This window comes from Psychromarinibacter sp. S121 (assembly GCF_049801035.1).
In the GTDB taxonomy this organism is placed as follows: Bacteria; Pseudomonadota; Alphaproteobacteria; order Rhodobacterales; family Rhodobacteraceae; genus Psychromarinibacter.
The window spans coordinates 249296-272790 of the sequence record NZ_JBNAGE010000004.1 but is presented as its reverse complement, the minus strand read 5'-3'; the positions used below and the strand labels follow the sequence as shown (position 1 = coordinate 272790).

General features: G+C 65.8%; 25 protein-coding genes and 1 tRNA gene. 15 read left to right on the top strand and 11 right to left on the bottom strand.

Features of this window, described 5'->3' with window-relative positions; translation table 11 throughout:
• The first annotated feature begins 112 nt into the window (after positions 1–112).
• The 4 genes from ACP156_RS19875 to ACP156_RS19860 are packed head-to-tail and all read left to right on the top strand — an operon-like array spanning position 113 to position 4285.
• Positions 113–1348, top strand: coding sequence for an oligosaccharide flippase family protein (locus tag ACP156_RS19875; RefSeq protein ID WP_425053117.1), 1236 nt, complete (start codon positions 113–115; stop codon positions 1346–1348).
• A 1-nt stretch (position 1349) separates the two neighbouring features.
• The gene (locus ACP156_RS19870; RefSeq protein ID WP_425053116.1) at positions 1350–2261 is read left to right on the top strand and encodes a glycosyltransferase family 2 protein; all 912 of its coding nucleotides are present in this window, start codon (positions 1350–1352) and stop codon (positions 2259–2261) included.
• 12 nt (positions 2262–2273) lie between these two features.
• Positions 2274–3257 carry a glycosyltransferase family 2 protein gene (locus ACP156_RS19865; protein WP_425053115.1) on the top strand — a complete coding sequence of 328 codons (984 nt, stop codon included), beginning with the start codon at positions 2274–2276 and terminating at the stop codon, positions 3255–3257.
• A 23-nt stretch (positions 3258–3280) separates the two neighbouring features.
• Entirely contained in the window at positions 3281–4285 is a 1005-nt protein-coding gene (locus ACP156_RS19860) for a glycosyltransferase family 4 protein (RefSeq protein ID WP_425053114.1), read from the top strand.
• Positions 4286–4463: 178 nt separating this feature from the next.
• Here the strand turns inward: ACP156_RS19860 and ACP156_RS19855 are convergent.
• Both ACP156_RS19855 and ACP156_RS19850 read right to left on the bottom strand, forming a co-directional pair.
• Positions 4464–4539, bottom strand: a tRNA-Ala gene (locus ACP156_RS19855).
• Positions 4540–4611: 72 nt separating this feature from the next.
• Entirely contained in the window at positions 4612–4938 is a 327-nt protein-coding gene (locus ACP156_RS19850; RefSeq protein WP_425053113.1) for a TIGR02300 family protein, read from the bottom strand.
• 170 nt (positions 4939–5108) lie between these two features.
• On the opposite strand from ACP156_RS19850, the gene ACP156_RS19845 reads away from it, so the two are divergent.
• Complete coding sequence (locus tag ACP156_RS19845; protein ID WP_425053112.1) at positions 5109–5801, top strand: M48 family metallopeptidase; 693 nt, start codon at positions 5109–5111, stop codon at positions 5799–5801.
• 31 nt (positions 5802–5832) lie between these two features.
• Complete coding sequence (locus tag ACP156_RS19840; RefSeq protein ID WP_425053111.1) at positions 5833–6483, top strand: GntR family transcriptional regulator; 651 nt, start codon at positions 5833–5835, stop codon at positions 6481–6483.
• Between the two features lie 81 nt (positions 6484–6564).
• On the opposite strand, the gene ACP156_RS19835 is transcribed toward ACP156_RS19840, so the two are convergent.
• Together ACP156_RS19835 and ACP156_RS19830 are read right to left on the bottom strand one after the other, a co-directional pair.
• Entirely contained in the window at positions 6565–7038 is a 474-nt protein-coding gene (locus ACP156_RS19835; protein WP_425053110.1) for a hypothetical protein, read from the bottom strand.
• 1 nt (position 7039) lies between these two features.
• Positions 7040–7519 carry an RNA pyrophosphohydrolase gene (locus ACP156_RS19830; RefSeq protein WP_425053109.1) on the bottom strand — a complete coding sequence of 160 codons (480 nt, stop codon included), beginning with the start codon at positions 7517–7519 and terminating at the stop codon, positions 7040–7042.
• A 201-nt stretch (positions 7520–7720) separates the two neighbouring features.
• On the opposite strand from ACP156_RS19830, the gene ACP156_RS19825 reads away from it, so the two are divergent.
• Together ACP156_RS19825 and ACP156_RS19820 are read left to right on the top strand one after the other, a co-directional pair.
• On the top strand, positions 7721–8137 hold the full coding sequence (locus ACP156_RS19825; protein WP_425053108.1) for a nuclear transport factor 2 family protein: 417 nt from the start codon (positions 7721–7723) through the stop codon (positions 8135–8137).
• The gene (locus tag ACP156_RS19820; RefSeq protein ID WP_425053107.1) at positions 8134–9027 is read left to right on the top strand and encodes a polysaccharide deacetylase family protein; all 894 of its coding nucleotides are present in this window, start codon (positions 8134–8136) and stop codon (positions 9025–9027) included. Before ACP156_RS19825 ends, ACP156_RS19820 begins: the two co-directional genes overlap by 4 nt.
• A gap of 123 nt (positions 9028–9150) precedes the next feature.
• Here ACP156_RS19820 and ACP156_RS19815 read toward each other — a convergent pair whose 3' ends face one another.
• Genes ACP156_RS19815 through gpmI form a run of 3 tightly spaced genes read right to left on the bottom strand, consistent with a single transcriptional unit; the run spans position 9151 to position 13145 of the window.
• A complete protein-coding gene (locus ACP156_RS19815) occupies positions 9151–10488 on the bottom strand; it encodes a S41 family peptidase (RefSeq protein ID WP_425053106.1) in 1338 nt (445 codons plus the stop codon).
• Positions 10489–10503: 15 nt separating this feature from the next.
• Positions 10504–11628: a murein hydrolase activator EnvC family protein gene (locus ACP156_RS19810; protein ID WP_425053105.1), complete on the bottom strand. Its 1125-nt coding sequence runs from the start codon at positions 11626–11628 to the stop codon at positions 10504–10506.
• On the bottom strand, positions 11625–13145 hold the full coding sequence (gene gpmI, locus ACP156_RS19805) for a 2,3-bisphosphoglycerate-independent phosphoglycerate mutase (protein WP_425053104.1): 1521 nt from the start codon (positions 13143–13145) through the stop codon (positions 11625–11627). Before gpmI ends, ACP156_RS19810 begins: the two co-directional genes overlap by 4 nt.
• A 181-nt stretch (positions 13146–13326) precedes the next feature.
• On the opposite strand from gpmI, the gene ACP156_RS19800 reads away from it, so the two are divergent.
• The gene (locus ACP156_RS19800; RefSeq protein ID WP_425053103.1) at positions 13327–13917 is read left to right on the top strand and encodes a GNAT family N-acetyltransferase; all 591 of its coding nucleotides are present in this window, start codon (positions 13327–13329) and stop codon (positions 13915–13917) included.
• 21 nt (positions 13918–13938) lie between these two features.
• On the opposite strand, the gene rlmH is transcribed toward ACP156_RS19800, so the two are convergent.
• Entirely contained in the window at positions 13939–14409 is a 471-nt protein-coding gene (gene rlmH / locus ACP156_RS19795) for a 23S rRNA (pseudouridine(1915)-N(3))-methyltransferase RlmH (RefSeq protein ID WP_425053102.1), read from the bottom strand.
• On the bottom strand, positions 14409–14777 hold the full coding sequence (gene rsfS / locus ACP156_RS19790; protein WP_425053101.1) for a ribosome silencing factor: 369 nt from the start codon (positions 14775–14777) through the stop codon (positions 14409–14411). The genes rlmH and rsfS overlap by 1 nt, the downstream gene beginning before the upstream one ends.
• Before the next feature lie 258 nt (positions 14778–15035).
• Here rsfS and ACP156_RS19785 point away from each other — a divergent pair, with 258 nt between their 5' ends.
• Positions 15036–15929 carry a YihY/virulence factor BrkB family protein gene (locus ACP156_RS19785; RefSeq protein ID WP_425053100.1) on the top strand — a complete coding sequence of 298 codons (894 nt, stop codon included), beginning with the start codon at positions 15036–15038 and terminating at the stop codon, positions 15927–15929.
• On the opposite strand, the gene ACP156_RS19780 is transcribed toward ACP156_RS19785, so the two are convergent.
• The gene (locus ACP156_RS19780; RefSeq protein WP_425053099.1) at positions 15880–17235 is read right to left on the bottom strand and encodes a mechanosensitive ion channel family protein; all 1356 of its coding nucleotides are present in this window, start codon (positions 17233–17235) and stop codon (positions 15880–15882) included. The genes ACP156_RS19785 and ACP156_RS19780 overlap by 50 nt on opposite strands.
• A 138-nt stretch (positions 17236–17373) precedes the next feature.
• Here ACP156_RS19780 and ACP156_RS19775 point away from each other — a divergent pair, with 138 nt between their 5' ends.
• From ACP156_RS19775 to ACP156_RS19755, 5 genes are all read left to right on the top strand, one after another.
• Positions 17374–17781: a VOC family protein gene (locus ACP156_RS19775; RefSeq protein ID WP_425053098.1), complete on the top strand. Its 408-nt coding sequence runs from the start codon at positions 17374–17376 to the stop codon at positions 17779–17781.
• A 200-nt stretch (positions 17782–17981) separates the two neighbouring features.
• The gene (gene leuC, locus ACP156_RS19770; protein WP_425053097.1) at positions 17982–19391 is read left to right on the top strand and encodes a 3-isopropylmalate dehydratase large subunit; all 1410 of its coding nucleotides are present in this window, start codon (positions 17982–17984) and stop codon (positions 19389–19391) included.
• An 82-nt stretch (positions 19392–19473) separates the two neighbouring features.
• Positions 19474–20079, top strand: a complete 606-nt coding sequence (leuD, locus tag ACP156_RS19765) for a 3-isopropylmalate dehydratase small subunit (protein WP_425053096.1) — start codon at positions 19474–19476, stop codon at positions 20077–20079.
• A 727-nt stretch (positions 20080–20806) separates the two neighbouring features.
• A complete protein-coding gene (locus ACP156_RS19760) occupies positions 20807–21538 on the top strand; it encodes a hypothetical protein (protein WP_425053095.1) in 732 nt (243 codons plus the stop codon).
• Positions 21539–21585: 47 nt separating this feature from the next.
• Complete coding sequence (locus ACP156_RS19755) at positions 21586–22626, top strand: endonuclease/exonuclease/phosphatase family protein (protein ID WP_425053094.1); 1041 nt, start codon at positions 21586–21588, stop codon at positions 22624–22626.
• Here ACP156_RS19755 and ACP156_RS19750 read toward each other — a convergent pair.
• The gene (locus ACP156_RS19750) at positions 22558–23469 is read right to left on the bottom strand and encodes an epimerase (RefSeq protein ID WP_425053093.1); all 912 of its coding nucleotides are present in this window, start codon (positions 23467–23469) and stop codon (positions 22558–22560) included. The genes ACP156_RS19755 and ACP156_RS19750 overlap by 69 nt on opposite strands.
• Between the last annotated feature and the right edge of the window lie 26 nt (positions 23470–23495).

Sequence of the window (23495 nt, the reverse complement as noted above, 5' to 3'; positions counted from 1 at the left end):
TGCATATCAAACGCACCGCCCCGCTGTCCCCCGGTGCCCGAGACCGGCATCCGCGCGTCCAGTAAAACCAACATCAATGCCAGCGCGGCAGCCATACTCACGGAACCCGGTCATGCGTCACATTCTCGAACGTGTCCCCTTCGCGCGGAACCTGCTCGCCTATTGCTTGTCCGAAGTGGCAGCGAAGGCGTCACGGCTGATCGTCGTGGTTGCAGTCGCGCGGACGATGGATGTGGCCGCGATCGGTGTCGCCGCCGCCGCGCTGGCAGCCTCTGACATCCTGAAGGCCCTGACCGAGAACGGTGTCGGACAGCGGATCATTGCCGCCTCCGACGCCGACCTCGACGCCACCTGCCGCACCGCGCGGCGGCTGTTCTGGGCGTGGTGCCTTGGCCTGTTCTCGCTGCAGCTTGCCGTGGGCGGTGTGATCCTTGCCGTCAGCGGCGATGTCGGCCTGTTCGCGCTGATCGCGATCCTTGCGGGCGAATACCTGTTCATGCCCGCCGGGCTGGTGCAATGCGCGCTGGCGATGCGGGCGGGCAAGATGCAGCAGACCGCCGCCATTGCGGGCGGGCAGGTCGTCGGCGCAAACATGCTGTCGGCCCTGCTGGCCGTCGTCTTCCCGTCGCCCCTTGCGCTGGTGTTGCCGCGCCTGCTGGCCGCGCCGATCTGGCTGGTCGCGATGCGCCGCCTGCATCCCTGGACCCCGACATCCGGCCCCCGCGCACCCCTTGCGCCCTTCATCCGCTACGGCTGGGCCGTGTTGGGGGTCGAGGTCGTGAAGGCGCTGCGGTTGCAGGCCGACAAGCTGGTGATCGGCCTCATGCTGGGGGCTGAAACGCTGGGTCTGTACTTCATGGCCTTCAACGCCGGTCTTGGCCTTGCCACCTCTTTCTCGCAGGCGCTGTCGGTCGCCCTGTTTCCGCACCTGTGCAGCGCCGAGGATCGCACCGCCGCCCTGCGTCAGGCGCTGATGCTGAGCGTCGCGCTGATCGGCCCGGTCGTCGTGCTGCAAGCGCTTGCCGCGCCCTACTATGTGCCGGTGCTGTTCGGGGACGGGTGGGACGGCATCGCCGAGGTCGTCTCGATCCTCTGCCTCGCCGCGATCCCCTCGGTCATCTGGTCCGCCGCCGCGCAATGGCTGCGCAGCAACGAGCGCCCGCAAGTCGAGTTCTGGGTCACCGTTCTGCTGACCGTTGCACTAGTTGCGAACACCGCGCTGCTGGCCCCGCACGGACTGACCGCCATCGCCATAGGTTATCTCGTGATTGCCACCGTGGTGCAGGTCGGCGCGGCGCTGCCCGCTCTTGTCCCTCCGTTCCGCCGCCCCTTGCCGAAGGTCGCCTGACATGCCCCGTTTTTCTATCGTCATCCCCTGTTTCAACGCCGCCGCGACCCTCGCCGAGACCGTTCGCAGCCTTGAGGCGCAGACGGTCCGCGACTGGGAGTGCCTGCTGGTCGACGACGGCTCGACCGACGCGACGCCGGAACTTGCGGCTGCCTTCGCCGCGCGCGACGCGCGGTTCCGCCTGCTGCGTAACCCCGGCAAGGGGCCAAGCGCCGCGCGGAACCATGGGGTCAGCCGGGCACGGGGCGGGATCGTTTCGTTCTGCGACGCGGACGACCTGTGGCTGCCGACCAAGCTGGCCGAGGCAGGGCGTGCGATCCGCTCTGGCGCCGACGCAAGCTTTGGGCGGATCGTCTTCTTCGACGGCGACGCGGGCCGTACACAATCCACCGTGCCGCATTGCGACGTCACCGTGCCGATGCTGCTGGCCGAGAACCCGGTCTGCACAATGTCGAACCTGTCGATCCTGCGTCACGTCTTCCTTGCGAGCGGCGGCTTTGACAATCGCATCGTCCACAACGAAGACCTTGAATGGCTGATCCGCCTTGTCGGCGGCGGCGCGGTGCTGCGCGGCGTGGACAGCCTGCAGGTCTGCTACCGCACCAGTCCGACCGGCCTGTCTTCGGACCTTGCCGCGATGCGCGCCGGGCGTGCCGCTGCCCTCGCCACCGCCGCCGGGCTGGGCCACCAGCCGGACGCGCGGGCCGAGGCGATCCACCTGCGCTATCTCTCGCGCCGCGCGCTGCGGGTCGATGCCCCTGGGCTCGAAGCCCTGCGCCTGGCGCTCGCGGGCCTGTACACCAGCCCGCGCGGCTTTCTGTCCGACCTCCGCCGCGGCGGGCTGACGCTGGCCGGCGCGATCACCGCGCCCGTGCTGCCGCGCGGTCTGCGCCAGCGCCTGTTTGCTTCCTGAAAGGACTTTTCCATGCCCAAGGCTTCCATCGTCGTCCCCGCCTTCAACGCAGCCGAGACGCTGCCCGAAACGCTTCGCAGCCTGCTTGCCCAGACGTTCCCGGATTTCGAGATCGTCGTGGTCGACGACGGCTCGACCGACCGCACCGTTGCCGTGGTCCGCAGCTTTGCCGACCGCCGCATCCGCATCGTCCAGCAACCGAACCGGGGTCTGCCGGGCGCGCGCAACTCTGGCATCGACGCGGCGCGGGGAGAGTTCATCGGCTTTTGCGACGCGGACGACCTGTGGCGGCCGACCAAGCTGGCTGCGCATGTCGCGCATCTGGAGGCGAACCCGCAGGTCGGCCTCAGCTATTCCGGCTCGGACCTGATCGACATGGAAAGCCGCCCCCTGAAGGTCGCGATGCGCCCGCGTCTGCGCAATGTCACCGCCGCGCACGTGTTCCTGCGCAACCCGGTCGGCAACGGCTCTGCCCCCGTGTTCCGCCGCGCCGCGCTGGACGCGATCCGCTGGCGCCCGGCGCAAGAGACCGTGCGCGACTGGTGGTTCGACGAGACGTTCCGCCAGTCCGAGGACATCGAATGCTGGCTGCGCTTCGCCCTGACGACCGATTGGGAGATCGAGGGCGTCCCCGGCCAACTGACCCGCTATCGCATCGCGCCCGGCGGGCTGTCCGCCAGCCTCCACAAGCAGCTCGCGGCGTGGGATCGCGTGGTCGAGAAGCTGCAACCGCTGGCGCCGGACTTCTTCGCCCGCCATGCGCCAGTCGCGCGCGCGTATCAGCTTCGCTACCTCGCCCGCCGCGCCTTCAGCATGGGCAACGGCCCCGAAGCCGTGCGCCTTGTCCGCGCGTCGCTTGCATCGTCGCGCCGTCCGCTTGTGGCGGAACCTGTGAAAACGCTGACCACGATCGGCGCGTCCCTTGCGCTGAATATGTTCGGGAAAGCCGCAGGCTCCGCGCTGCTCGCCCGCCTGAAATCCGCACACCGCACCTGACCGCCAAAGACCGGAGAGACACCATGCTGCGCATCGCCCATCTCGTCGACGACACCAATCCCGGCGGCGTGACCCGCTATCTGGACTTCCTTGCCAGCGATCCCGCGATGGCGGCGCTGGCCCGGCACGAGATCGTCGTCGTGCCCCGGAACCGCCCGGCCAGCGTGCGGGGCGCAGCGGACGTCATCGTTTCGCATCTCGCGATCTCGTGGCGCGGTCTGCCGGGGTTGATGGCGCTGCGCGCCCGCCACACCGGAACGCCGCTGATCCATGTCGAGCATAGCTATTCCGCCGGTTTCGTTGCCGCCAATGTCACGGCGCGCCGTCGGTTCTTCACCCTGCTTCGGACGGCCTACGCCCTGTTCGACCGCGTCGTCGCGGTTAGCCACGCGCAGGGCAGGTGGCTTCTCGCCCGCGATGTTGTCCGGCCAAAGGCATTGACCGTGATCCAGCCGCAGGTCGACCTGTCCCGCTTTCGCGCGATACCGCGTCCGTCGGGGCCGATCCGCTGCTTCGGCGCCATCGGGCGTCTGGACGGTCAGAAGGGCTTTGAACTGCTGGTGCAGGCGTTCCGCGCACTGGAGGGCCCGGAGCTTTTGCTGAAGGTCTTCGGCGACGGACCCGAACGCACCCGGCTGGAAGCACAGGCCGCCGGCGACCCCCGTATCGTGTTCGAGGGCTTCGCGCCCGATCCCTCACAAGCCTACGCTGCCTGCGACGCGGTGGTGATGCCGTCCCGGTGGGAGCCCTACGGCCTTGTCGCACAAGAGGCGCTTGCCGCCGGACGCCCGGTGCTGGTCTCGGGTGTGGACGGTCTGACGGACCACGTCGCATCCGGCGCGATCCCGATGGCGGGCACGGGTGTCGCCGCGCTTACCGTGGCGATGCAGGAGATGTGCGGAAAGATGTCCGCAGAACTACTGCCGGCGCACCAGCCCGCCCGCCCCGCGCTTGCCGATCAGTGGGGCACCTTGCTTGGCGGCGTCTTGCAAGACACCGTGTCCGACAAAGTCGCACAGGCGGCGTGACCTCGAGAGTCCGGACCGGAAACTTCGGTTCGGACAGTTCGCATCGACTCGAGGCTGTCAGTCTCAGGCGTCCGAAAGCAGCACGCCGCCGGGCGTTCCAACGCCCGCGCAGGCCCGCGAATGCCAACCCGGTCCCCGGCCCAAAGCCGTTCCCGTCACCGCACTGTCAAAGGGGATTTGGTGGAGCCAAGGGGAGTCGAACCCCTGACCTCTTGCATGCCATGCAAGCGCTCTCCCAACTGAGCTATGGCCCCATGTGCTGCGGTCCTTGCCGGACCGCTCGCGGGTATTATGACCTTGCGCCGGACAGCGCAAGGGGAAATTCGTCAGTTTTCGTCGTCTTCGTTGGAAACGTCGGCGATGTCATCCAGCGAGACATTATCGTCGTCATCGTCGTCGTCGAGGATATCGTCATCGATATCCACATCCGACGAATCGTCGTCGTCATCCAGATCGACATCATCGTCGTCGACCAGTTCCATTTCCTTTTCCTTCTCCGCCTTGTCAGCGATCGAGGTCCGGGACTTGGTGCCGGTATCCAGGCTCACGACCTCGCCCGTGTAGGGGCTGACGATCGGCGTCCTGTTCAGATCGTAGAAGCGTTTGCCTGTCGTCGGGCAAACCCGCTTGGTACCCCATTCTTCCTTGGGCATGCGTTTCCTCTCAAGAGCTCGGTAGCAGCGTGTCGTTGAATTGCGGTCCCCTGCCACAGCCGGGGGCCACTGTCAAAGCCTTTTCGGACCAAGCGCGCAAGGCCTTTTTGCGATGGTCAGCCGGGGGCGGCGCGCGTTATTCTGGCCGAAAGGCAGATCGAGGCAGAGATATGGGTCAGGCGGTGCTTCCCGGCAACCCCCCGGTGGAAATCACCCTGCGCCGTTCGGCGCGGGCGCGACGGGTGTCTTTGCGCGTCTCGGCGCTGGATGGCCGGGTCACCCTGTCGATGCCGCATTACATGGACGAGGCAGAGGCGCTGAACTTCGCGCGCGAGAAATCCGGCTGGATTCGCGGCCACTTGGCAAAGCAGCACGCTCCGGTCGATGTGGGTCTTGGCGCGACCGTGATGGTGCGCGGGCAAGAGGTGGCGGTGACGGGCGCCCAGGTACGGCGCGTGAGCCTGCAGGACGGCGCGCTGCTGGTCCCGGACAACGCCGGGATGGCGGCGGCGCGGGTCAAAGCGTGGCTGAGATTGGATGCGAAGACGCGATTGGCCGAAGCGGTCGACCGATACGCCGCCTTGGCGGGCCGCAAGGTCGGGCGCGTGACCCTGCGTGACACGCGGTCACGCTGGGGGTCCTGTACCGCCACCGGCAACCTCAACTTTTCGTGGCGTCTCGCCATGGCGCCGCCCGAGGCACTGGACTACGTCGCGGCGCACGAGGTCGCGCATCTGGTCGAGATGAACCACTCCCCCGCTTACTGGCGCGTGGTCGCCCGCATCTGTCCGGACTACGAAGCGCCGAGGCGATGGCTGAAGACGCAGGGTCACCGCCTGCACCGCTACCGCTTCGGCGATTGACCGCACCCGCACCGAGCCGCACGATACCCGCATGCTGATCCAGACACGCCCCGGCGAAACCTCGCAATCGGCCCATGAACGGGTCTACCGGCATCTCCGGTCGCGGATCATGCATGGCGAGCTTGCCCCCGCGACATCGCTGACCCTGCGCGGAATCGGCAAGGACTATGGCGTGTCGATGACCCCGGCGCGCGAGGCGGTGCGCCGGCTGGCGGCGGAAGGCGCGCTGATGCTGTCGTCATCGGGCCGTGTCTCGACCCCCGAACTGTCGAACGAGCGGATCGAGGAACTCGCGGCGCTGCGGGCCCTGATCGAGACGGAACTCGCCAGCCGCGCCCTGCCGCGCGCGCATATCGCGCTGATCGACCGGCTGAACGCGATCAACGGGCAGATCGCCGAGGCGGTCGCGAAGCACGACGCGGTGGCCTACATCCGCACCAATCTCGAGTTTCACCGTACCCTTTACCTGCGCGCGCAGGCGCCGGCGATGCTGGCGATGGCGGAAACCGTCTGGCTGCAACTCGGCCCCACGATGCGAAAGCTATACGGGCGGCTACAACGGACCGAAGTGCCGCAGCAACACAAGCTGATCGTCGCCGCGCTCCGGGCAGGGGACGAACCGGGATTGCGGCTGTCCGTCCGGACCGATGTCACGCAGGGTCTCAGGATGCTGGTCGCCTGACGCCCCAGCTTCTTCTTCTGTCCTAAAATATCCCGGGGGGAGGCCGAAGGCCGGGGTGCAGAGCCCCCGATCCACTTCGGTTCAGCTTGCGGTACAGCCCTTGGCGAAGCAGGTGGTGATCGCTTCCATCATCGCCTCGGTCGGCTCGGGAAACAGGTTGCCCTGGCAGGCGTTCAGCACAAGCGTCGGCTTGCCGCCGTCGGGGTCGCGCTGCAGGAAGGTCAGGACTTCGGTGTCCATCGGCAATTCCGCGCACCATTCCGCGGTGCAGGTCTCGAAGACGCGGACCGGCTCGTTGATCCGTTCTTCCGGGCCGTTGGCGAAGATCGTCCAGCCGGAAAAGAACGCCTCGTAACTGCGTGGCTCGCCGCCGGTGGTGCCGCCGTCACGGGGGCCGGGACCGTCCGAGAAGCGGCCCGAGACGATGACATATACCTCGTCCGCGGCGGCGGCGTCAGAAAATGCGGCGACGATGTCCGGCTTGAGACAGGACAGGGCCGACGCGGGGCCGGCAACCGCAAGCGACAGGGCAGCGGCGATCAGGGCTTTCGGCATTTCACAACTCCTTCCGGAAGGTGGAGATGACTTTCTCGTAGACGGTGCGTTTGAACGGCACGATGGAGGCGACAAGATCGTCCGGCCCCATCCACTGCCAGCGCGAGAATTCGGGATGCTCGGTCTGGATGTTGATCCCATCATCGGCGCCGTTGAACCGCAGCAGGTACCAAAGCTGTTTCTGGCCGCGGTACTTGCCTTTCCAGACCTTGCCCAGAAGGTCTGGCGGGAGGTCATAGGTGATCCAGTCGGGCGTGACGGCCTCGACCTCTACCATGTCGCGGGTCACGCCGGTTTCTTCCCACAATTCGCGCAGCGCGGCGTCCTCGGGGTCTTCGCCCTTGTCGATTCCGCCCTGCGGCATCTGCCATGCGCCGGGTGTGTCGATCCGCTCGCCCGCGAACAGCAGGCCGGCCGGATTTGCAAGGACGACGCCCACGCAGGGGCGATAGGGAAGGCGGGCCTTGTCTTCGGGGGTCATGTCAGCCTCGGCAACGTTTCAACCCCAAGTTAGGGCAGCCGGGCTGCGAGTAAAAGCGCACATCACGCAAGTCTGAGCGCCCGAAATTTCGCCGAAAATTCGATGTCCGGCGGGTGTCTGCGTGAAAGCGCCGGGATACGGTTGTGTACCGGCGGAACACGGGCTTAGGACCGTTCGGAACCATGAACAAGGAGATCCGGGATGACGGACAAGACAGCCGAGGCGCGGCAGATCGTCGAGGCCTATCTCGAGAGAAGCATGATACCCGATCCCGAAGGCGCCGCCGCCTATCTGTCTGCGGATTTCGAGATGACCTTCACCGGGGGGCGCAAGCTGGGCGGTCCCGCCGGAAGCGCCGCCTTCAACGCCAAGCGCTATGCGTGGGTCAAGAAGCGGTTCCTGCGCACCGACGCGGCGCTTGATCCGGCGACGGGCGATGTTCTGGTGTTCAACACCGGCCACCTGTACGGCGAATGGCCTGACGGCACCCCGTTCGACGGCAACCGCTATATCGACATCTTCACCGTGCGTGACGGCAAGATCGTCTCGACCGATGTCTGGAACGACAGCGCCGAGATCCTGCTGGACCGCGCCGGTCTGTCGGAGGCGCCGCTGTGACGCTTGCCGGACATGACCGCTACGACTATGCGCCGATCACGCGGCGTCAGTCCTTCGACTGGCCGGGTGGCCGCAAGCTGGCGGTCTACGTCGGGCTGAACCTTGAGCATTTTGCGTTCGGCGAAGGTCTGGGGGCCGAACTTGCTCCCGGAGGGCCGCAACCCGATGTGCTGAACTACGCCTGGCGCGACTATGGCAACCGGGTCGGCGCGTGGCGGATGCTGGAACTGCTGGACGAACTCGACCTGCCGGCGACGGTTCTCGCGAACAGCGCGATGTACGGCTATGCGCCGGAGTTGATGGCGGAACACCACGCCCGCGGTGACGAGATCGCGGGCCACGGTCGCACCAACAGCGAGCGGCAGAGCGTGCTTGATCCCGACGCAGAGCGCGCGCTGATTGCCGAGGCGACGGCGGTGCTGACCGACGCTGAAGGGGTCGCCCCGCGCGGATGGCTCAGCCCGTGGATCGCGGAAAGCCGCGTCACGCCGGACCTGCTGGCCGAGGCTGGCTATCGCTATACGCTCAACTGGTGCATGGACGACCAGCCGGTCTGGATGCGCACGGATCACGGCCCGCTTCTGGCGATTCCGTATCCGCAAGAGGTCAACGACATCCCGGCGGTGGTGGCGCGCAAGGACGGGGCGGCGCAGTTCGCGGACATGATCATCGACAACTTCGACGAGATGCTGGAGCAATCGGCGCGGCAGCCGCTGGTGATGGGGATCGCGCTGCACCCCTACATCGTTGGCCAGCCCTATCGCCTGCGCCACCTGCGCCGGGCGCTCGCCCATATCGCTGCACATCGCGACGACATCTGGATCACCACGGCCGGGGCCGTTTTCGACCGCTTCGCCCGTCTTGTGCCGCCGCCGTCTCGAACGGAGTGACAGCGCTTTCCGCCTGCCGGCTGTGATCAGCGCGGTAGCTGAGGCCTGGAACGGCCACGAAAAACCCCGCCGGATCGCTCCGGCGGGGTCGGTTTTCGGGGTGCTGTCGACAGACGGCGGAGCTTATTGCGCGGCGTCGATCGCGGCGAGGCCGTGCAGCAGGTCGATGGCGTAGCTAAGCTGGAAGTCTTCCTCGCGTAGCTCGGCCGACGCTTCGGCGCGGGCCTGTTCCTCTTCGATCTGCCGGCGCTCGTCCTCGGTCAGCGAGTCGTTGTCGAGCGCGCCGCGGAGGTCGGCTTCGGACCGCAGCGGACGTGCGGTGTCCTCTTCGCTGGTCTCCTCTTCCGGACGGCTTGGCGGCTGGGCCACGACGATGTCGGGCGACACGCCAAGCGCCTGGATCGAGCGACCGGACGGCGTGTAGTAGCGCGCGGTGGTCAGACGCATCGCGCCGTCGCCCCGCAGCGGCATGACCGTCTGGACCGATCCCTTGCCGAACGACTTTGTGCCGACCACGATGGCGCGGCGGTGGTCCTGCAGGGCGCCTGCGACGATCTCGGACGCAGAGGCAGAGCCGCCGTTGATCAGCACCACCATCGGCAGGCCCTCGGCCAGATCGCCCGGCGTGGCGTTATAGCGCTCGCCGTCCTGCGGATCGCGGCCACGGGTCGACACGATCTCGCCCGCGTTCAGGAACGCGTCGGAGACCTTGATCGCCTGCGTCAGCAGGCCGCCCGGGTTGTTGCGAAGGTCAAGGACGAAGCCATCAACGTTCTCGAAGCCGCCCAGTTCCTCGACCGCTTCCATCAGGCCGGATTCGAGGTTGGGGTATGTCTGGTCGTTGAAGGTCGAGACGCGCATGACGACCGTCTTGCCCTCGACGCGGGTGCGGACGGCGGTCAGCTTGATGGTGTCACGGATGATCGAGACGTCGAAGGGTTCTTCGGTGCCTTCGCGCACGACGGTGATGATGATCTCGGACCCGACCGGGCCGCGCATCATCTCGACCGCTTCGTCCAGCGTCAGGCCGAGGACCGACTCGCCATCGACGTGGGTGATGAAATCACCCGCCTCGATGCCGGCATCGTCCGCGGGTGTGTCGTCGATCGGCGACACGACTTTCACGAAGCCCTCTTCCTGCGTGACCTCGATACCCAGCCCGCCGAACTCGCCCCGGGTCTGCACGCGCATGTCGGCGGCGTCGTCGGGCGACAGGTAGCTGGAGTGGGGGTCAAGCGACGTCAGCATGCCGTTGATCGCGGCTTCGATCAGTTCGCCCTCGTCGACTTCCTCGACATACTGGGCGCGGATACGTTCGAAGATGTCTCCGAACAGGTCGAGCTGTTCATAGACGGAATTGTCGCGCTCGCCTTCCTGGGCCAGCAGGGGTCCTGCGATCTGCGTGGTGGCGATAACCCCCGCAAGGGTCCCCGCCACGGCTGCCATCACGAATTTCTTCATACGGTCCTCGTGTTCTCAATCAATGGCGAACCACTGGCCCGGGTTGATCGGGTCGTCGCCCTGCCTTGCCTCTATATAAAGCGTTTCCGTGCGGTTTACGCCACCGAGTTCCGGCGCGCCCGCGGCAAACGCAGCTTCGTCTGGTGCATTTCCACCCATGAGGCCCACGGGAGCGCCGGCTGGCAGCACCTCTCCCAGTTCCCCATACACCTCTTCCAGCCCGGCCAGAACAAGCAGATAGCCGCCTCCGGGCTCAAGGATCATCACATTTTTGTAGTCCAGCAAGGGCCCGAGGTAGCGGATCGTTGCCGGCCAGGGGGTCGTGACCAGTGCGCGCGGCTCGGTCGCGACCACGATGCCGGGCCGGACGATGCCCGCCGCGTCAGCCTCGTTCGCGCGCCGCAGGACCGATCCGGCAACCGGCAGCGGCAGGCCGCCGCGTGAGGGATCGAACTCGGGAAGGTCGGGACCCTCGTCGCCCAACTCGGTCAATCCAGAGGCAAAGCCCTGCAAGGTCTCGGCGCTGTCAATCAACCGGGCCAGCGCCTCGGGATCGGTCAGGAAGCGCTGGGGCAGGTCGACGCGGTTCTGGATCGCCTGACTAAGCGCGGTCCGCGCCTCCTGCACCCCGGCAAGCCCCTCCTGCACCGTTTCGGCGGCGCTTTCCTGCAACGCCCGCAGCAGCGCGATTTCCTCAAGGTGCTTGCGCAACACCTCCGCCTCGCGTTGCAGCGCGGGCGTGACGGAACTGACCATCATCCCCGAGCGCGCGGTTCCGACGGGGCCGGAGGGGTGCAACAGCAGCAGCGGTGTCGGCGAGGTCTCGATGGACTGCAGGACACCGACAAGGCGCATCACCTTCTCGCGCTGCGCCTCGAACTGCTGCCGCATCGCGTTCTCGCGGATGGCGGCGCGGCGCAGACCTTCGCGCAAAGCGATCAGCCCGTTCTCGTAGGCGCGGATCGTCATGGTCAAAGCGCGCACGCGGTCGTCGGCGCGCTCGGCGGCGGCCAATGCGTTCTGCGCCGCCTCAAGCTGGCCCGCGGCGCGGCGGGCGACCAGCTCCAGATCCTCAAGCGGCTGCGCCGCACCCAGCGCAGGCCAGAGGATAAGCAGCGGCAGAAGGCGCAGAAGCCTCATTTCTTGAGAAGGCTCACGCCGGTCATTTCGTCGGGCAACGGCTGTCCCATCAGGTCCAGCACCGTCGGCGCAAGATCGCACAACCGTCCGTCGCGCAAGCTGGCGCCGTTGGGGCCGCCGTAGACGATGACGGGCACAAGGTTCGTCGTATGCGCCGTGTGCGGCCCGCCGGTTTCGGGATCGACCATCGTTTCGCAGTTGCCGTGGTCGGCGGTCACGACGATGGCGCCGCCGGCCTTTTCCAGCGCGTCGATGGCGCGGCCAAGCCCATGATCCACCGCCTCGCAGGCCTTGATCGCCGCGTCGAGGTCGCCGGTGTGGCCGACCATGTCGGGGTTGGCGAAGTTCACGACGATCAGGTCATAGCCCTTCTCGATGGCTTCGACGAACTTGTCCGACACCTCGGGCGCGCTCATCTCGGGCTGCATATCGTAGGTGGCGACGTTGGGCGATTTCGGCATGAACCGGTCCTCGCCGTCGTAGGGCGTCTCGACACCGCCGTTCAGGAAGAACGTGACGTGCGGATATTTCTCGGTCTCGGCAAGGCGGAACTGGGTCAGGCCTTGTTTCGACACCCATTCGCCCAGCGTGTTGACGATCTTCCGCTTCGGGTAGGCCGTCGTCATGTAGTCGTTGTGGCCGTCCGAGTACTCGACCATCCCCAGCAGGGCGGCATAGTCCGGACGGTCGCCGGTTTCGAAGGCGTCGAACCCCGGCTCGCCGATGGCGCGCAGGATCTCGCGGGCGCGGTCGGCGCGGAAGTTGATGAAGAAGATGCCGTCGCCGTCCTTGATGCCGTCGAACCCGTCGACGACGGTCGGTGCGATGAACTCGTCGGTCTCTCCCCGCTCGTAGGCGGCGGCGATGGCGGCGTCGGCGCTGCCGGCGGTCTCGCCCTTGGCGTTGACCATCGCGTTGTAGGCCTTGCCGACCCGGTCCCAACGGTTGTCGCGGTCCATCGCGAAATAGCGTCCGGTGACCGAGGCGACGGTCACACCGTCCGGCAGATCGGCGGTGAACTTGGCGATCTGCTCGCGGGCGGACTTGGGCGGCACGTCGCGCCCGTCGGTGATCACGTGGACCATCACCGGCACGCCCTTGTCGGTCAAAAGCTTCGCCGCCGCGACGATGTGATCCTGATGGGCGTGGACGCCACCGGGCGAGGTCAGGCCCATGAGATGCGCAGTCCCGCCGGACTTCTTCAGCGTCTCGGCGAAAGCGCCGATGGCTTCGTTGTCGAAGAAGCTGCCGTCTTCGATGGCAAGATCGATCTGGCCAAGATCCATCGCAACCACGCGTCCCGCGCCGATGTTGGTGTGCCCGACTTCCGAGTTGCCCATCTGGCCCGTCGGCAGACCGACGTCGGGGCCGTAGGTCACAAGGAAGGCGTGCGGGCAGGTGGACCACAACCGGTCGAAGGTGGGCGTATTGGCGAGCGCGGGGGCATTTGCCTCGCGATCCTCGCGATAGCCCCAGCCGTCGAGAATGCACAGAACCACGGGTTTCGGATGGGTCATGACGGTTCTCCTGCCTGTCCTGTGGGGTTCTACGCCCGGAACGGGGGGAATTTGAACCGCTTTTTCCCGGATGCCGGCGCGTCACCGCGCGGTGATCCGCTAACGCGGTCACAAATTGCGCGATCGGGCTGCACTTCGGGCCGGGCCGGTCTAGGTAGGCGGCACCACTCGAGGACAATCCATGCACGCGATCGAAACCAAACGCCTGATCCTGACGCGGGCGGCGCCGGCCGATGCGGCTGCGCTGGCCCGCTATTCCGCCCGGAATGTGGACCATCTGACCAGATGGGAGCCTGCGCGGCCCGAGGGCTATTATTCCGAGACGGCGTGGCACAACCGCCTGACGGCCTACGCGCCCGACATCCGCGCGGGCCGCTACCTGCCGTTGGTGCTGCGGTTCCGGGACCGGCCAGAGGTGGTCGGCACGGCGAACCTGTCGAATATCGTGCGCGGCGTATTTCAAGCCTGCCACCTTGGCTATGCGATTGATGCGGAACAGGAAGGGCAGGGCGTGATGTCCGAGGCGCTGCGGGCGGTGCTGGATCACGCGTTCGGCGCGATGAGCCTCAACCGTGTGATGGCGAACTACCTGCCCGAAAACATGCGGTCGGCCGCGCTTCTGGCGCGGCTGGAGTTCGAGCGGGAAGGCTATGCCAAGCGCTATCTCAAGGTCGCCGGCGCATGGCGCGACCACGTCCTGACCGCAAAGCTGGCGCCTCAGCCGGAAGACCGGGCAGACCAGACCGAGACGCCGGGCGCGGTCGGAGCCTAGGCCAGCCCACTCCTCCCGGCGCTAGGCGCGGTGGTACGGGCTGTTCGCGAGGATCGCGGCGGCGCGATACAGCTGTTCGGTCAGCATCACGCGAACCAGCATGTGCGGCCAGACCATCGCTCCGAAGCTCAGGGCAAAGTCGGCCTCTGCGCGAAGCGATGGGTCAATCCCGTCGGCGCCGCCGATGACGAAGGCGGCATCCTGCACACCCTCGTCGCGCCAGCGGGCGAGGTGATCGGCGAATTTCGGGGACGTCAGCACGCGGCCGCGCTCGTCGAGCACCGCGATCTTGCCGCCCTTCGGCAGCGCGCGGCGCAAAAGCTCGGCTTCGGCGGCCATGCCGCCGCCCTTCCGGTCTTCCACCTCGGTCACGCTTGCCGGGCCAAGACCCAGTGCGCGCCCGGTCCGGTCGAACCGGGTGAGATAGTCATCGACCAGCGCGCGCTCGGGGCCGGTACGAAGCCGGCCCACGGCGCAAATGGAAAGACGCATCAGAGCTTGGCGACGACCGCTTCGCCGGGGCTCATCCACATCTTCTCGAGCTGGTAGAACTCGCGGACCTCGGGGCGGAACACGTGGACGATGATATCGCCCGCGTCGATCAGCACCCAATCGCCGGCGTCCTTGCCCTCGATCTTGCAGGCCACACCGAACTTCTCCTTGAGACGCTCGGTCAGCTTTTCCGAGATCGACGCGACCTGACGCGACGACCGCCCGGAGGCGATCACCATGAAGTCCGCCATCTCGGACTTGCCGTGCAAGTCGATCGAGACCACGTCCTCGGCCTTGTCGTCTTCGAGTGAGGAAAGGATACCTTCAAGCAGCATGTCGCTTGAAATCTGCTCCGGAATGTCGGTCATCGGAGCACCGCTAACGGACCGTGCATCGTCCGTCGTTGCCGTGTAAGACAGGACATCGTCCTCCTTCGCTGCGCGCCGTCAAAACCCCGACGCCGGGCATGGTTCCAAGGTAGCACCGGTCGGGCGCCATCTCAACTTTTCCGGCCCTTGGTCGGAAAACCGTGGTGGAAATCGCACGGTATTGCGGCAAATAGGTATCGCAGCGTTAACAAACAAGCCCGCCAAGACGGCGGATGGTAGTCGGGGCGCATGCCAGTAATGCGGTACATCAAGCCGGTGTGGAAGGTCGGTGCAGGCGTCGCGAACGGGATCGCGGAGCGCAATCTCGACCTGATCGCGGCGGGTGTCGCCTTCTATTCCATGTTTGCGATCTTCCCGGCAGTCGCCGCCGTTATCGCGCTTTGGGGCTTTCTGGCGAACCCCGACGTCGTCGAAGAACAGCTTCTGATGCTGAAGGCTTTCGTGCCGCCCGACGCCTATTCCCTGCTGTCGGGACAACTGGACCGGCTGATCATCGCGAACAACAGCACGCTGGGCTGGGCCACTCTGATCTCGACCGCAGTCGCGTTGTGGTCGACGCGGGCCGGGGTGGCGGCTTTGACGCGCGGGCTGAATACGGCCTACGGCACCATCCCTCGCGCCGGTTTCTGGGGCTTTGCATGGGCGCTGGTGATGACCGGGCTTCTGGTCTTGGTGGCGCTTCTGGCGCTGGCATCGATTGTCGTGCTGCCGGTGGTGCTGGCGATCTTCCCGCAGGGCCGGTTTACCGAAGCGACCCTGACGGTGGCCCAATGGACCCTGACGGGCGGCGTGGCGCTGGGCACAATCGGACTTTTGTATCGCTATGCACCGAACCACCGGGGCCGACGCCCGCGCTGGCTGTCGCTTGGGGCGATCCTTGCGCTGACCGCATGGGCGCTGGCCTCTGCCGCCTTCACGATCTACCTGCGCAACTTCGGCAGCTATAACGAGGTCTATGGCTCTATCGGCGCGGTGATCGCGCTGCTGATGTGGTTTTTCATCTCGGCGTTCTCGGTCCTGCTGGGCGCTGCCATAAACGCCGAGATCGACGAGCGGTACCCGCGCGAACGGGCGCGCCGCTTCAATCGCCTGCGAAACCGCTTTCCGACGAAGCGCGCGCCGGAGCCGTAACCAGCGTGCTGCCTTCCAGAACTTTCACCTCGCGCTGCGGGAAGGGGATCGAGATGCCGTGTTCCTTGAAGGCGTCCCAAAGCGCCAGATAGACGTTGCCCCTGATATTCGTCAGTCCGCCGGTCGGGTCGGTGATCCAGAAACGCAGGATGTAATCGACGCTGCTGTCTCCGAAGCCGACGATGTGGCAGACGGGCGGGCGGTCTTTGAGCACCCGGTTGACCCCCATCGCGGCTTCGATCGCGACCTTGCGGACCACGTGGGGGTCGTCGGCATAGGCGGTGCCGAAGAAGATATCCAGCCGGACGAAATCGTTCTGGTGCGACCAGTTCACCACCTGCCCGGTGATCAGGTCCTCGTTCGGGATCAGGTATTCCTTGCCGTCCCGCGTGGTGATCGAAACATAGCGTGCCCCAAGCGCGGTGATCCATCCGAAGGTCTCGCCCAACGAGATCACGTCGCCGGGCTTCACCGACTTGTCCAGCAGGATGATCACGCCGGACACGAGGTTGGACACCACCTTTTGCAGGCCAAAACCAAGCCCGACGCCGACCGCGCCCGACAGGACCGCAAGCCCGGTCAGGTCGAAGCCCACCGCCTTCAGTCCGATAAAGAATGCGGCCGAGAACAGGACGATCTGGACGACCTTGACCAGCAGGACCTGCATCGAGGGCGAGATGTCGTCGTTGCGCCGGATCCGGGCCGAGGTCGTGCCTGCCAGCATCCGCGCCAGCGTGAACAACAGCGCCGTGACCACCAGCGCTTTCAGGATTGCCAGAGCCGAAAGCCGGAAGTCGCCGAACTGGATGGCAAGCCCGTCGAGGATCTCGGACGCCTCGTCGGTCAATCCTAGGAAGTAAAGCGTCACCCAGATCCACAGCCCCCAAGAAACGAAACGCCGCAGAAGCGGGTTGCGCACAAGCCGGGTGGTCAGCGACACGATAAGCCACGCCGTCGCGATGCTGGCGATCAGGGCGAGGATATAGCGGCGGGACGGGAACGTCGTGATCATCCGCATCACCGCGACAGAGAGCCACGACAGCAGGATGAAGTAGATCAGCCACAACCGCTTTTCGATCAGAAGCAGGAACCGCAGGCGCCACTTTGGCCAGCCTTCAAGCTCGCGCATCCATGCCCGCATCCGAGGCGAGGTAGCGCGGCCCAGCCCCCAAGCGACCACGGCGCAGACAAGCAGGATGGCGATTTGTGTCAGCCGGGACGGCAAAAGCAGGTTGCGCGATTGTGCGACCAGCATCGTCCACAGCTCGGTAAGCATCGTGACGAAGCTTTGAAATTCCTGTTCCATCGCGTCCTCCTGATGGAAAACTGGCGCGGTTACGGCGCTTCGGCAAGTTTTTCCGTGGGTTGCGCGCGACATGGCGGGCAGAAGCGTGTCGAACCGCACGCCCTTTGCCCGCGCGCTTAAGCGCGTTAGACTTTCCGCATGCGCCTTTCACTCATCGCTGTTCTTGTGCCGGATTACGACGAGGGCATCGCCTTCTTCGATGCGCTGGGCTTCGGTCTGGTTCAGGATGAACCGCGCGGTCCCGGCAAGCGCTGGGTGGTCATGCGGCCACAGGGCGGCGGCTCGGATATCCTGCTGGCGCGCGCAGTCGAGGATCAGCGCGCCGCGATCGGGCGGCAGGCGGGCGGGCGCGTCGGGTTCTTTCTGACGACGACCGATTTCGCCGGCGACGCAGAGCGGATCGAAGCGGCGGGCGGCACGTTCGAGGAACGGCCGCGCGACGAGGAGTACGGCCGCGTCGCCGTGTTCCGCGATCCGTGGGGCAACCGGTGGGATCTGATCGAGCCGTTCATCCTGATCGCGGGCGACGGCGGCGGGCGCGCCTGAAGGTCAAATGCCGCGCTACTTGATTGCGAATTGGACTCGCTATAAATCCGCCGCATGACTTTGGTTTTCGATCTCGGCGACCGCGTGCGTCTGCGCGAACGGTTCCACGGCGCCACGCGGACGGTGCTCGCCCGCCTATGAGGCGGCCCCCGACCCGTACCTGCACCTAGACGAAGACACATCCACGGAGAGAGGAACCAATGACCACTCCGAAGACACTCTATGACAAGATCTGGGACGCCCACCTGGTGGACGAGGCCGAGGACGGCACCTGCCTGCTGTATATCGACCGCCACCTGGTTCACGAGGTGACCAGCCCGCAGGCCTTCGAAGGTCTGCGCATGACGGGCCGCACCGTGCGCGCGCCGGACAAGACCATCGCCGTGCCGGACCACAACGTGCCCACCACGGCCGGCCGCGAAGACCCCAAGAACATGACCGAGGATTCGGCGGTTCAGGTTGCCGCGCTCGACAAGAACGCCAAGGATTTCGGGATCAACTACTATCCCGTGTCCGACGTCCGTCAGGGCATCGTGCATATCGTGGGCCCCGAGAACGGCTGGACCCTGCCGGGCATGACCGTGGTCTGCGGTGACAGCCACACCGCGACCCACGGCGCCTTCGGTGCATTGGCGCATGGCATCGGCACGTCCGAGGTGGAACACGTTCTGGCCACCCAGACGCTGATCCAGAAGAAGTCGAAGAACATGAAGGTCGAGATCACCGGCAAGCTCCGCCCCGGTGTGACCGCCAAGGACATCACCCTGTCCGTCATCGGCCATACCGGCACCGCCGGCGGCACCGGCTATGTGATCGAGTATTGCGGCGAAGCGATCCGCGACCTGTCGATGGAAGGCCGGATGACCGTCTGCAACATGGCGATCGAGGGTGGCGCCCGCGCCGGTCTGATCGCACCGGACGAGAAGACCTTCGAATACGTCAGGGGCCGTCCTCACGCGCCGAAAGCCGGCCAGTGGGAAGCCGCGATGGAATGGTGGAAGACGCTGTATTCCGACGATGACGCGCATTGGGACAAGGTCGTGACCATCAAGGGCGAGGATATCGCCCCGGTGGTGACCTGGGGCACCTCGCCCGAAGACGTCCTGCCGATCGACGCGCTGGTGCCGTCTCCGGACGACTTCAAGGGCGGCAAGGTCGAAGCGGCCCGCCGCTCGCTGGAGTACATGGGGCTGACCCCGGGCCAGAAGCTGTCGGACGTCCAGATCGACACGGTGTTCATCGGGTCCTGCACCAACGGCCGGATCGAGGACCTGCGCGCTGCCGCAGAGATCCTGAAGGGCAAGAAGATCAAGGACGGTCTGCGCGCGATGGTCGTGCCGGGCTCGGGCCTTGTCCGTGCCCAGGCCGAGGAAGAGGGTCTGGCCCAGATCTTCCAGGACGCCGGTTTCGAGTGGCGTCTGGCAGGCTGTTCCATGTGCCTTGCGATGAACCCGGACCAGCTGGCCCCGGGCGAGCGCTGCGCCTCGACCTCGAACCGCAACTTCGAGGGCCGTCAGGGCTATAAGGGTCGCACCCACCTGATGTCGCCCGCGATGGCGGCGGCAGCGGCGATCACCGGTCACCTGACCGACATCCGCGAACTGAGCTGAAACGGCGCGGCGGGGGAAACCCCGCCCTGCCTTCACCCGTAGGATGGGGTTTCACCCCATCGCCCGTTTCAAGGAGACGAACATGGACAAGTTCACCACCCTGACCGGCATCGCCGCGCCGCTCGACCTGATCAATGTCGACACCGACATGATCATCCCCAAGCAGTTCCTGAAGACCATCAAGCGCGAGGGTCTGGGCGCCAACCTCTTCGACGAGATGCGCTTTGACCGCCAAGGCAACGAGATCCCCGATTTCGTGCTGAACAAGCCGCAGTACCGCGAGGCCGAGATCCTCGTCAGCGGCGACAACTTCGGCTGCGGGTCCTCGCGCGAGCATGCGCCGTGGGCGATCAAGGATTTCGGCATCCGCTGCGTTATTGCGCCCAGCTTCGCCGACATCTTCTTTAACAACTGCTTCAAAAACGGCATCCTGCCGATCCCGCTTCCGCAAGAGCAGGTCGACATCCTGATGAAGGACGCCGAGAAGGGCGCCAACGCCCGGATGACGATCGATCTCGAGGCGCAGGAGATCACCACCTCTGACGGTCAGGTGATCCCGTTCGAGGTCGACGCGTTCAAGAAGCACTGCCTGCTGAACGGTCTCGACGACATCGGTCTGACGCTGGAGAAGGCCGCGGCGATCGACAGCTTCGAGGCGACGCAGAACGCACAGCGTCCGTGGGTCTGAGCCTGACGGACTGAATATTCCCGGTCGCGTCTTCGGGCGCGGCCGGTTTCCCGGGCATACCGCCCGGATGGACACAGCGCGGGATGCCGCGCCGCTTGTACGAACCTTCCCGATTTGCAGTCCAGACGTTGCGGCACGAACGGCTTCGTGAGCCGCGTTAAGCAAATTCGGGCTAAAAATCGCCGATAAGATGCGTTAAATGTGATCAATACATCTTATGATTGATTCCCGTCAGGGAGGTTTGTATGACACCCGAGCCGATCAACAGAGGTCATCGCACGCCCCTCGCGTCTGCAATACGAGACCGGTCGCTCGAATACGCCAAAACTTCGGGCATTCGTCGCAGAAACGTCTCAGACTTGTCCTTGGGGCTGCCACAATTGCCCGCCACTACATGTGGTGTGAACCGCGCGAAGCGGCAGCCTTCTGCTTTTAAATTGATGCAGAAGCGCACCACTTGTTCCACGAAAACGCCCGAATCTTTTTGTTATCTTTTCCAGAGACTTGCTGGCCAAACTGAAAGTAGGCAAAAATTGGGCAAAGTTGAGGCAACCCGCCATCAAAGGCGGGATCAAGTTGGGACAAGGGGGCGGCATCGTACCGCGTCCGGCCAGTTTGAGGGAAAAGAGCGGTGATTTCGCGACTTGCAGGCGCCATCGTGCGCGCGGTCCTTGTGGTGTTGCTGATTGCAACCCCGTCCCTCCTGTTGCCAGGAGTGACGTCGGACGTGACACAGATCGTGGCGCTCGTCTCGATCTTCGCCGCGGCCCTGACAATCTTCGAATACGCCTCTGTCTACCCCGGCATTGTCGAGTTCCGAAACGCTCCGCCGTTCAATCGGCTGCGTTTCCTCGCATTGTTTCTGATTGTGTTCATGATTTCCGTGGTCATCCGCGGCGAAACCGCGCCATCGGCACTGACCGAAATGATCACCAACTTCGGCACCGGCATCGGCGCCGCGATAGACTTCCCCTACAGCCCGGTGCGTCAGATCGTGCTGCTGCTGCCAGAGGACACGACGCTTGCCCATGTCGACCGGGTGCGGACCGCGGCGGGGATCAGCTACTTCTTCTCGATGCTGACGCTCGCGATCTTCTACTTCTTCGTCCGTGTGAAAAACTGGCCGCTGCATCGCGGCCCTTTCAATGTCTGGGTGAACCTGCCCACCTTCGACCCGACCTCGGGCGGCGACGTGGTGCAACGACTGGAGCGCGACGCGCGCTTTAACATCGTGGTAGGATTTACCATGCCATTCTTCATCCCGGCTGCACTGAAAGCGTCGGAGAACCTGTTCGGTCAGGTCACGCTGGAGAATCCGCAGTCGATGGTATGGATCGTTGCGGCATGGGCCTTCCTTCCCTCCAGCCTTCTGATGCGCGGCCTTGCAATGGGCCGGATCGCGGCCCTGATCGAGCGCAAGCGCGCCATCGCCGGGCGCGACGAAATGCAGCCGGCCTAGTCCTTCTATTCCTGTCGTTGCTCCCCGCCGCCGCAGAGCCCCTGCGCGTGGCGACTTGGCATGTCGAGATGCAGCGCCGGGGGCCGGGGCTGTTGCTGCGCGATATCCTTGCCGCGGAGGACCCCGACATCGCGGCGGTCGTCGCCGTGATTGCCGAGGTGTCGCCAGACATTCTGCTGCTCACTGGTTTCGACTGGGATCTCGACCTTGCCGCCGCCCGCGCGCTGGAGGCGCGGCTGGCGGAAGCCGGGGCGGCGTATCCGCACCTCTTTGCGCTGCCGTCGAACGCGGGGCTCGCCACGGGGCTGGACATGGACGGTGATGGCCGCACCGGCGGGCCGCGTGACGCGCAGGGCTACGGCTGGTTCGCGGGGCAGGGCGCGATGGTGCTGTTGTCTCGATTGCCGGTGGATGCCGACGGGGTGCGCGACTTCTCGGGGTTGCTGTGGGCGGACCTGCCCGGCGCAAAGCTGCCCGAGGTTGACGGACAACCATTTCCATCGGCAGAGGCTTTGGCGGCCCAGCGGTTGTCGTCCACCGGCCACTGGGATGTCCCGGTGATCCTGCCGGATGGCGGGCGGCTGCACATGCTTTGCTTCGCGGCGACGCCACCGGTGTTTGACGGGCCGGAAGACGCGAACGGCCTTCGGAACCATGACGAGGTCGCCTTGTGGTCGGTCTATCTGGACGGCGGGCTGGGATCGGCGCCGGACGATCCCGTGATCGTGTTGGGCAATGCGAACCTCGATCCGTCAGATGGTGACGGGCGCGGCGCGGCGATCGCGAACCTGATCGGGCACGCGCGTCTCCGCGACCCAGGACCCCGTAGTGCCGGAGGCACAGAGGCCGCAGACCGACAGGGCGGCACGAATGGCGACCACAGGGGCGATCCGGCTTTCGACACCGCCGACTGGTCGGACGACCCCGGACCGGGCAACCTTCGCGTCAGTTACGTTCTGCCGGATCGGGCTTTGACCGTGCTGGACGCGGGCGTGTTCTGGCCCGCGGCCGACGATCCGCTACGCCCGCTGATCGAGGGCGAGGGCCTGCCGCGCCACCGGCTTGTGTGGGTCGATATCGACCCGTAGCGCTGAGGCTAGCGCTGTCGCGGGCGCGGTATGTCGGAAGCCCGGAAGCAGTTCGTTGAAGCGTTCCGCGTCCAATTGGTGCGGCATGGACCAAAGATACCGCATCTCGACAAGGTGGCGGGCAAAGGGCCACACCGGCGCCATGGCCCGCAATGGAAGCCACGACATCCGGCCCGCCCTGATACGACGGTCGAGCGCGACAGAGACTTCTTCCGCCAGTTCCTTTCCGGTCAGCGTGTAGCCCGGAAACAGAACCTCTTCGAACGGCCGCAGCCGCCGGCGCATCCCAGCCAGTTGTACGGCGGCGCGGGCAAGGTCGGGCAGCCAGGCCCAGGCGTGCGCGGCGTCAAGCGGACCGGGATAGGTCAGCCGCCCGCGCGAAAGCCCCTTGATCATCACCCGGTCGAACCAGTTGCCGCTAGCCCGGTCGTCAAGGAAGTCTCCCGCCCGCAACAGGATCACACGCACGCCCGAGCTGCGCAGCGCCATCTCAGCGGCCTTCCGGGCGCGCGCGAGCGGATTGGTCGCGGTATGGGGGGTCGTTTCCCGCAGAACGCGGGGCGACCCCGGCCCGTAGACATAGACGTTCGCCGGCGCCAGAACCGTCGCGCGCGCCTGCTTGGCCGCTGCGATGATCTGTTCGGTCTGATCGGGAAGCTCGGCTTGCCAGCGCGCATAGGGCGGGTTCCACCCGTTCACGATGACATCCGCACCACGCGCCGCGCGCACAAGGTCGCCGCCACGGTCAAAACATCGGACCTGCCATCCGGCGGTCTTGAAGGCCTGTTCGGCATGTCTGCCGAACCGTCCGGATGCACCTAGAACCAGAACCTTCCCGTTCATCGCATCCTCCTTTCGTCAAAGCCTCC

What these genes read in the sequence shown, in the direction of transcription:
- ACP156_RS19875 (WP_425053117.1), top strand. Translation starts at nt 113, where the DNA reads ATGCGTCACATTCTCGAACGTGTCCCCTTCGCGCGGAACCTGCTCGCC.
- ACP156_RS19870 (WP_425053116.1), top strand. Translation starts at nt 1,350, where the DNA reads ATGCCCCGTTTTTCTATCGTCATCCCCTGTTTCAACGCCGCCGCGACC.
- ACP156_RS19865 (WP_425053115.1), top strand. Translation starts at nt 2,274, where the DNA reads ATGCCCAAGGCTTCCATCGTCGTCCCCGCCTTCAACGCAGCCGAGACG.
- ACP156_RS19860 (WP_425053114.1), top strand. Translation starts at nt 3,281, where the DNA reads ATGCTGCGCATCGCCCATCTCGTCGACGACACCAATCCCGGCGGCGTG.
- ACP156_RS19850 (WP_425053113.1), bottom strand. Translation starts at nt 4,938, where the DNA reads ATGCCCAAGGAAGAATGGGGTACCAAGCGGGTTTGCCCGACGACAGGC.
- ACP156_RS19845 (WP_425053112.1), top strand. Translation starts at nt 5,109, where the DNA reads ATGGGTCAGGCGGTGCTTCCCGGCAACCCCCCGGTGGAAATCACCCTG.
- ACP156_RS19840 (WP_425053111.1), top strand. Translation starts at nt 5,833, where the DNA reads ATGCTGATCCAGACACGCCCCGGCGAAACCTCGCAATCGGCCCATGAA.
- ACP156_RS19835 (WP_425053110.1), bottom strand. Translation starts at nt 7,038, where the DNA reads ATGCCGAAAGCCCTGATCGCCGCTGCCCTGTCGCTTGCGGTTGCCGGC.
- ACP156_RS19830 (WP_425053109.1), bottom strand. Translation starts at nt 7,519, where the DNA reads ATGACCCCCGAAGACAAGGCCCGCCTTCCCTATCGCCCCTGCGTGGGC.
- ACP156_RS19825 (WP_425053108.1), top strand. Translation starts at nt 7,721, where the DNA reads ATGACGGACAAGACAGCCGAGGCGCGGCAGATCGTCGAGGCCTATCTC.
- ACP156_RS19815 (WP_425053106.1), bottom strand. Translation starts at nt 10,488, where the DNA reads ATGAAGAAATTCGTGATGGCAGCCGTGGCGGGGACCCTTGCGGGGGTT.
- ACP156_RS19810 (WP_425053105.1), bottom strand. Translation starts at nt 11,628, where the DNA reads ATGAGGCTTCTGCGCCTTCTGCCGCTGCTTATCCTCTGGCCTGCGCTG.
- gpmI (WP_425053104.1), bottom strand. Translation starts at nt 13,145, where the DNA reads ATGACCCATCCGAAACCCGTGGTTCTGTGCATTCTCGACGGCTGGGGC.
- ACP156_RS19800 (WP_425053103.1), top strand. Translation starts at nt 13,327, where the DNA reads ATGCACGCGATCGAAACCAAACGCCTGATCCTGACGCGGGCGGCGCCG.
- rlmH (WP_425053102.1), bottom strand. Translation starts at nt 14,409, where the DNA reads ATGCGTCTTTCCATTTGCGCCGTGGGCCGGCTTCGTACCGGCCCCGAG.
- rsfS (WP_425053101.1), bottom strand. Translation starts at nt 14,777, where the DNA reads ATGACCGACATTCCGGAGCAGATTTCAAGCGACATGCTGCTTGAAGGT.
- ACP156_RS19785 (WP_425053100.1), top strand. Translation starts at nt 15,036, where the DNA reads ATGCGGTACATCAAGCCGGTGTGGAAGGTCGGTGCAGGCGTCGCGAAC.
- ACP156_RS19780 (WP_425053099.1), bottom strand. Translation starts at nt 17,235, where the DNA reads ATGGAACAGGAATTTCAAAGCTTCGTCACGATGCTTACCGAGCTGTGG.
- ACP156_RS19775 (WP_425053098.1), top strand. Translation starts at nt 17,374, where the DNA reads ATGCGCCTTTCACTCATCGCTGTTCTTGTGCCGGATTACGACGAGGGC.
- leuC (WP_425053097.1), top strand. Translation starts at nt 17,982, where the DNA reads ATGACCACTCCGAAGACACTCTATGACAAGATCTGGGACGCCCACCTG.
- leuD (WP_425053096.1), top strand. Translation starts at nt 19,474, where the DNA reads ATGGACAAGTTCACCACCCTGACCGGCATCGCCGCGCCGCTCGACCTG.
- ACP156_RS19750 (WP_425053093.1), bottom strand. Translation starts at nt 23,469, where the DNA reads ATGAACGGGAAGGTTCTGGTTCTAGGTGCATCCGGACGGTTCGGCAGA.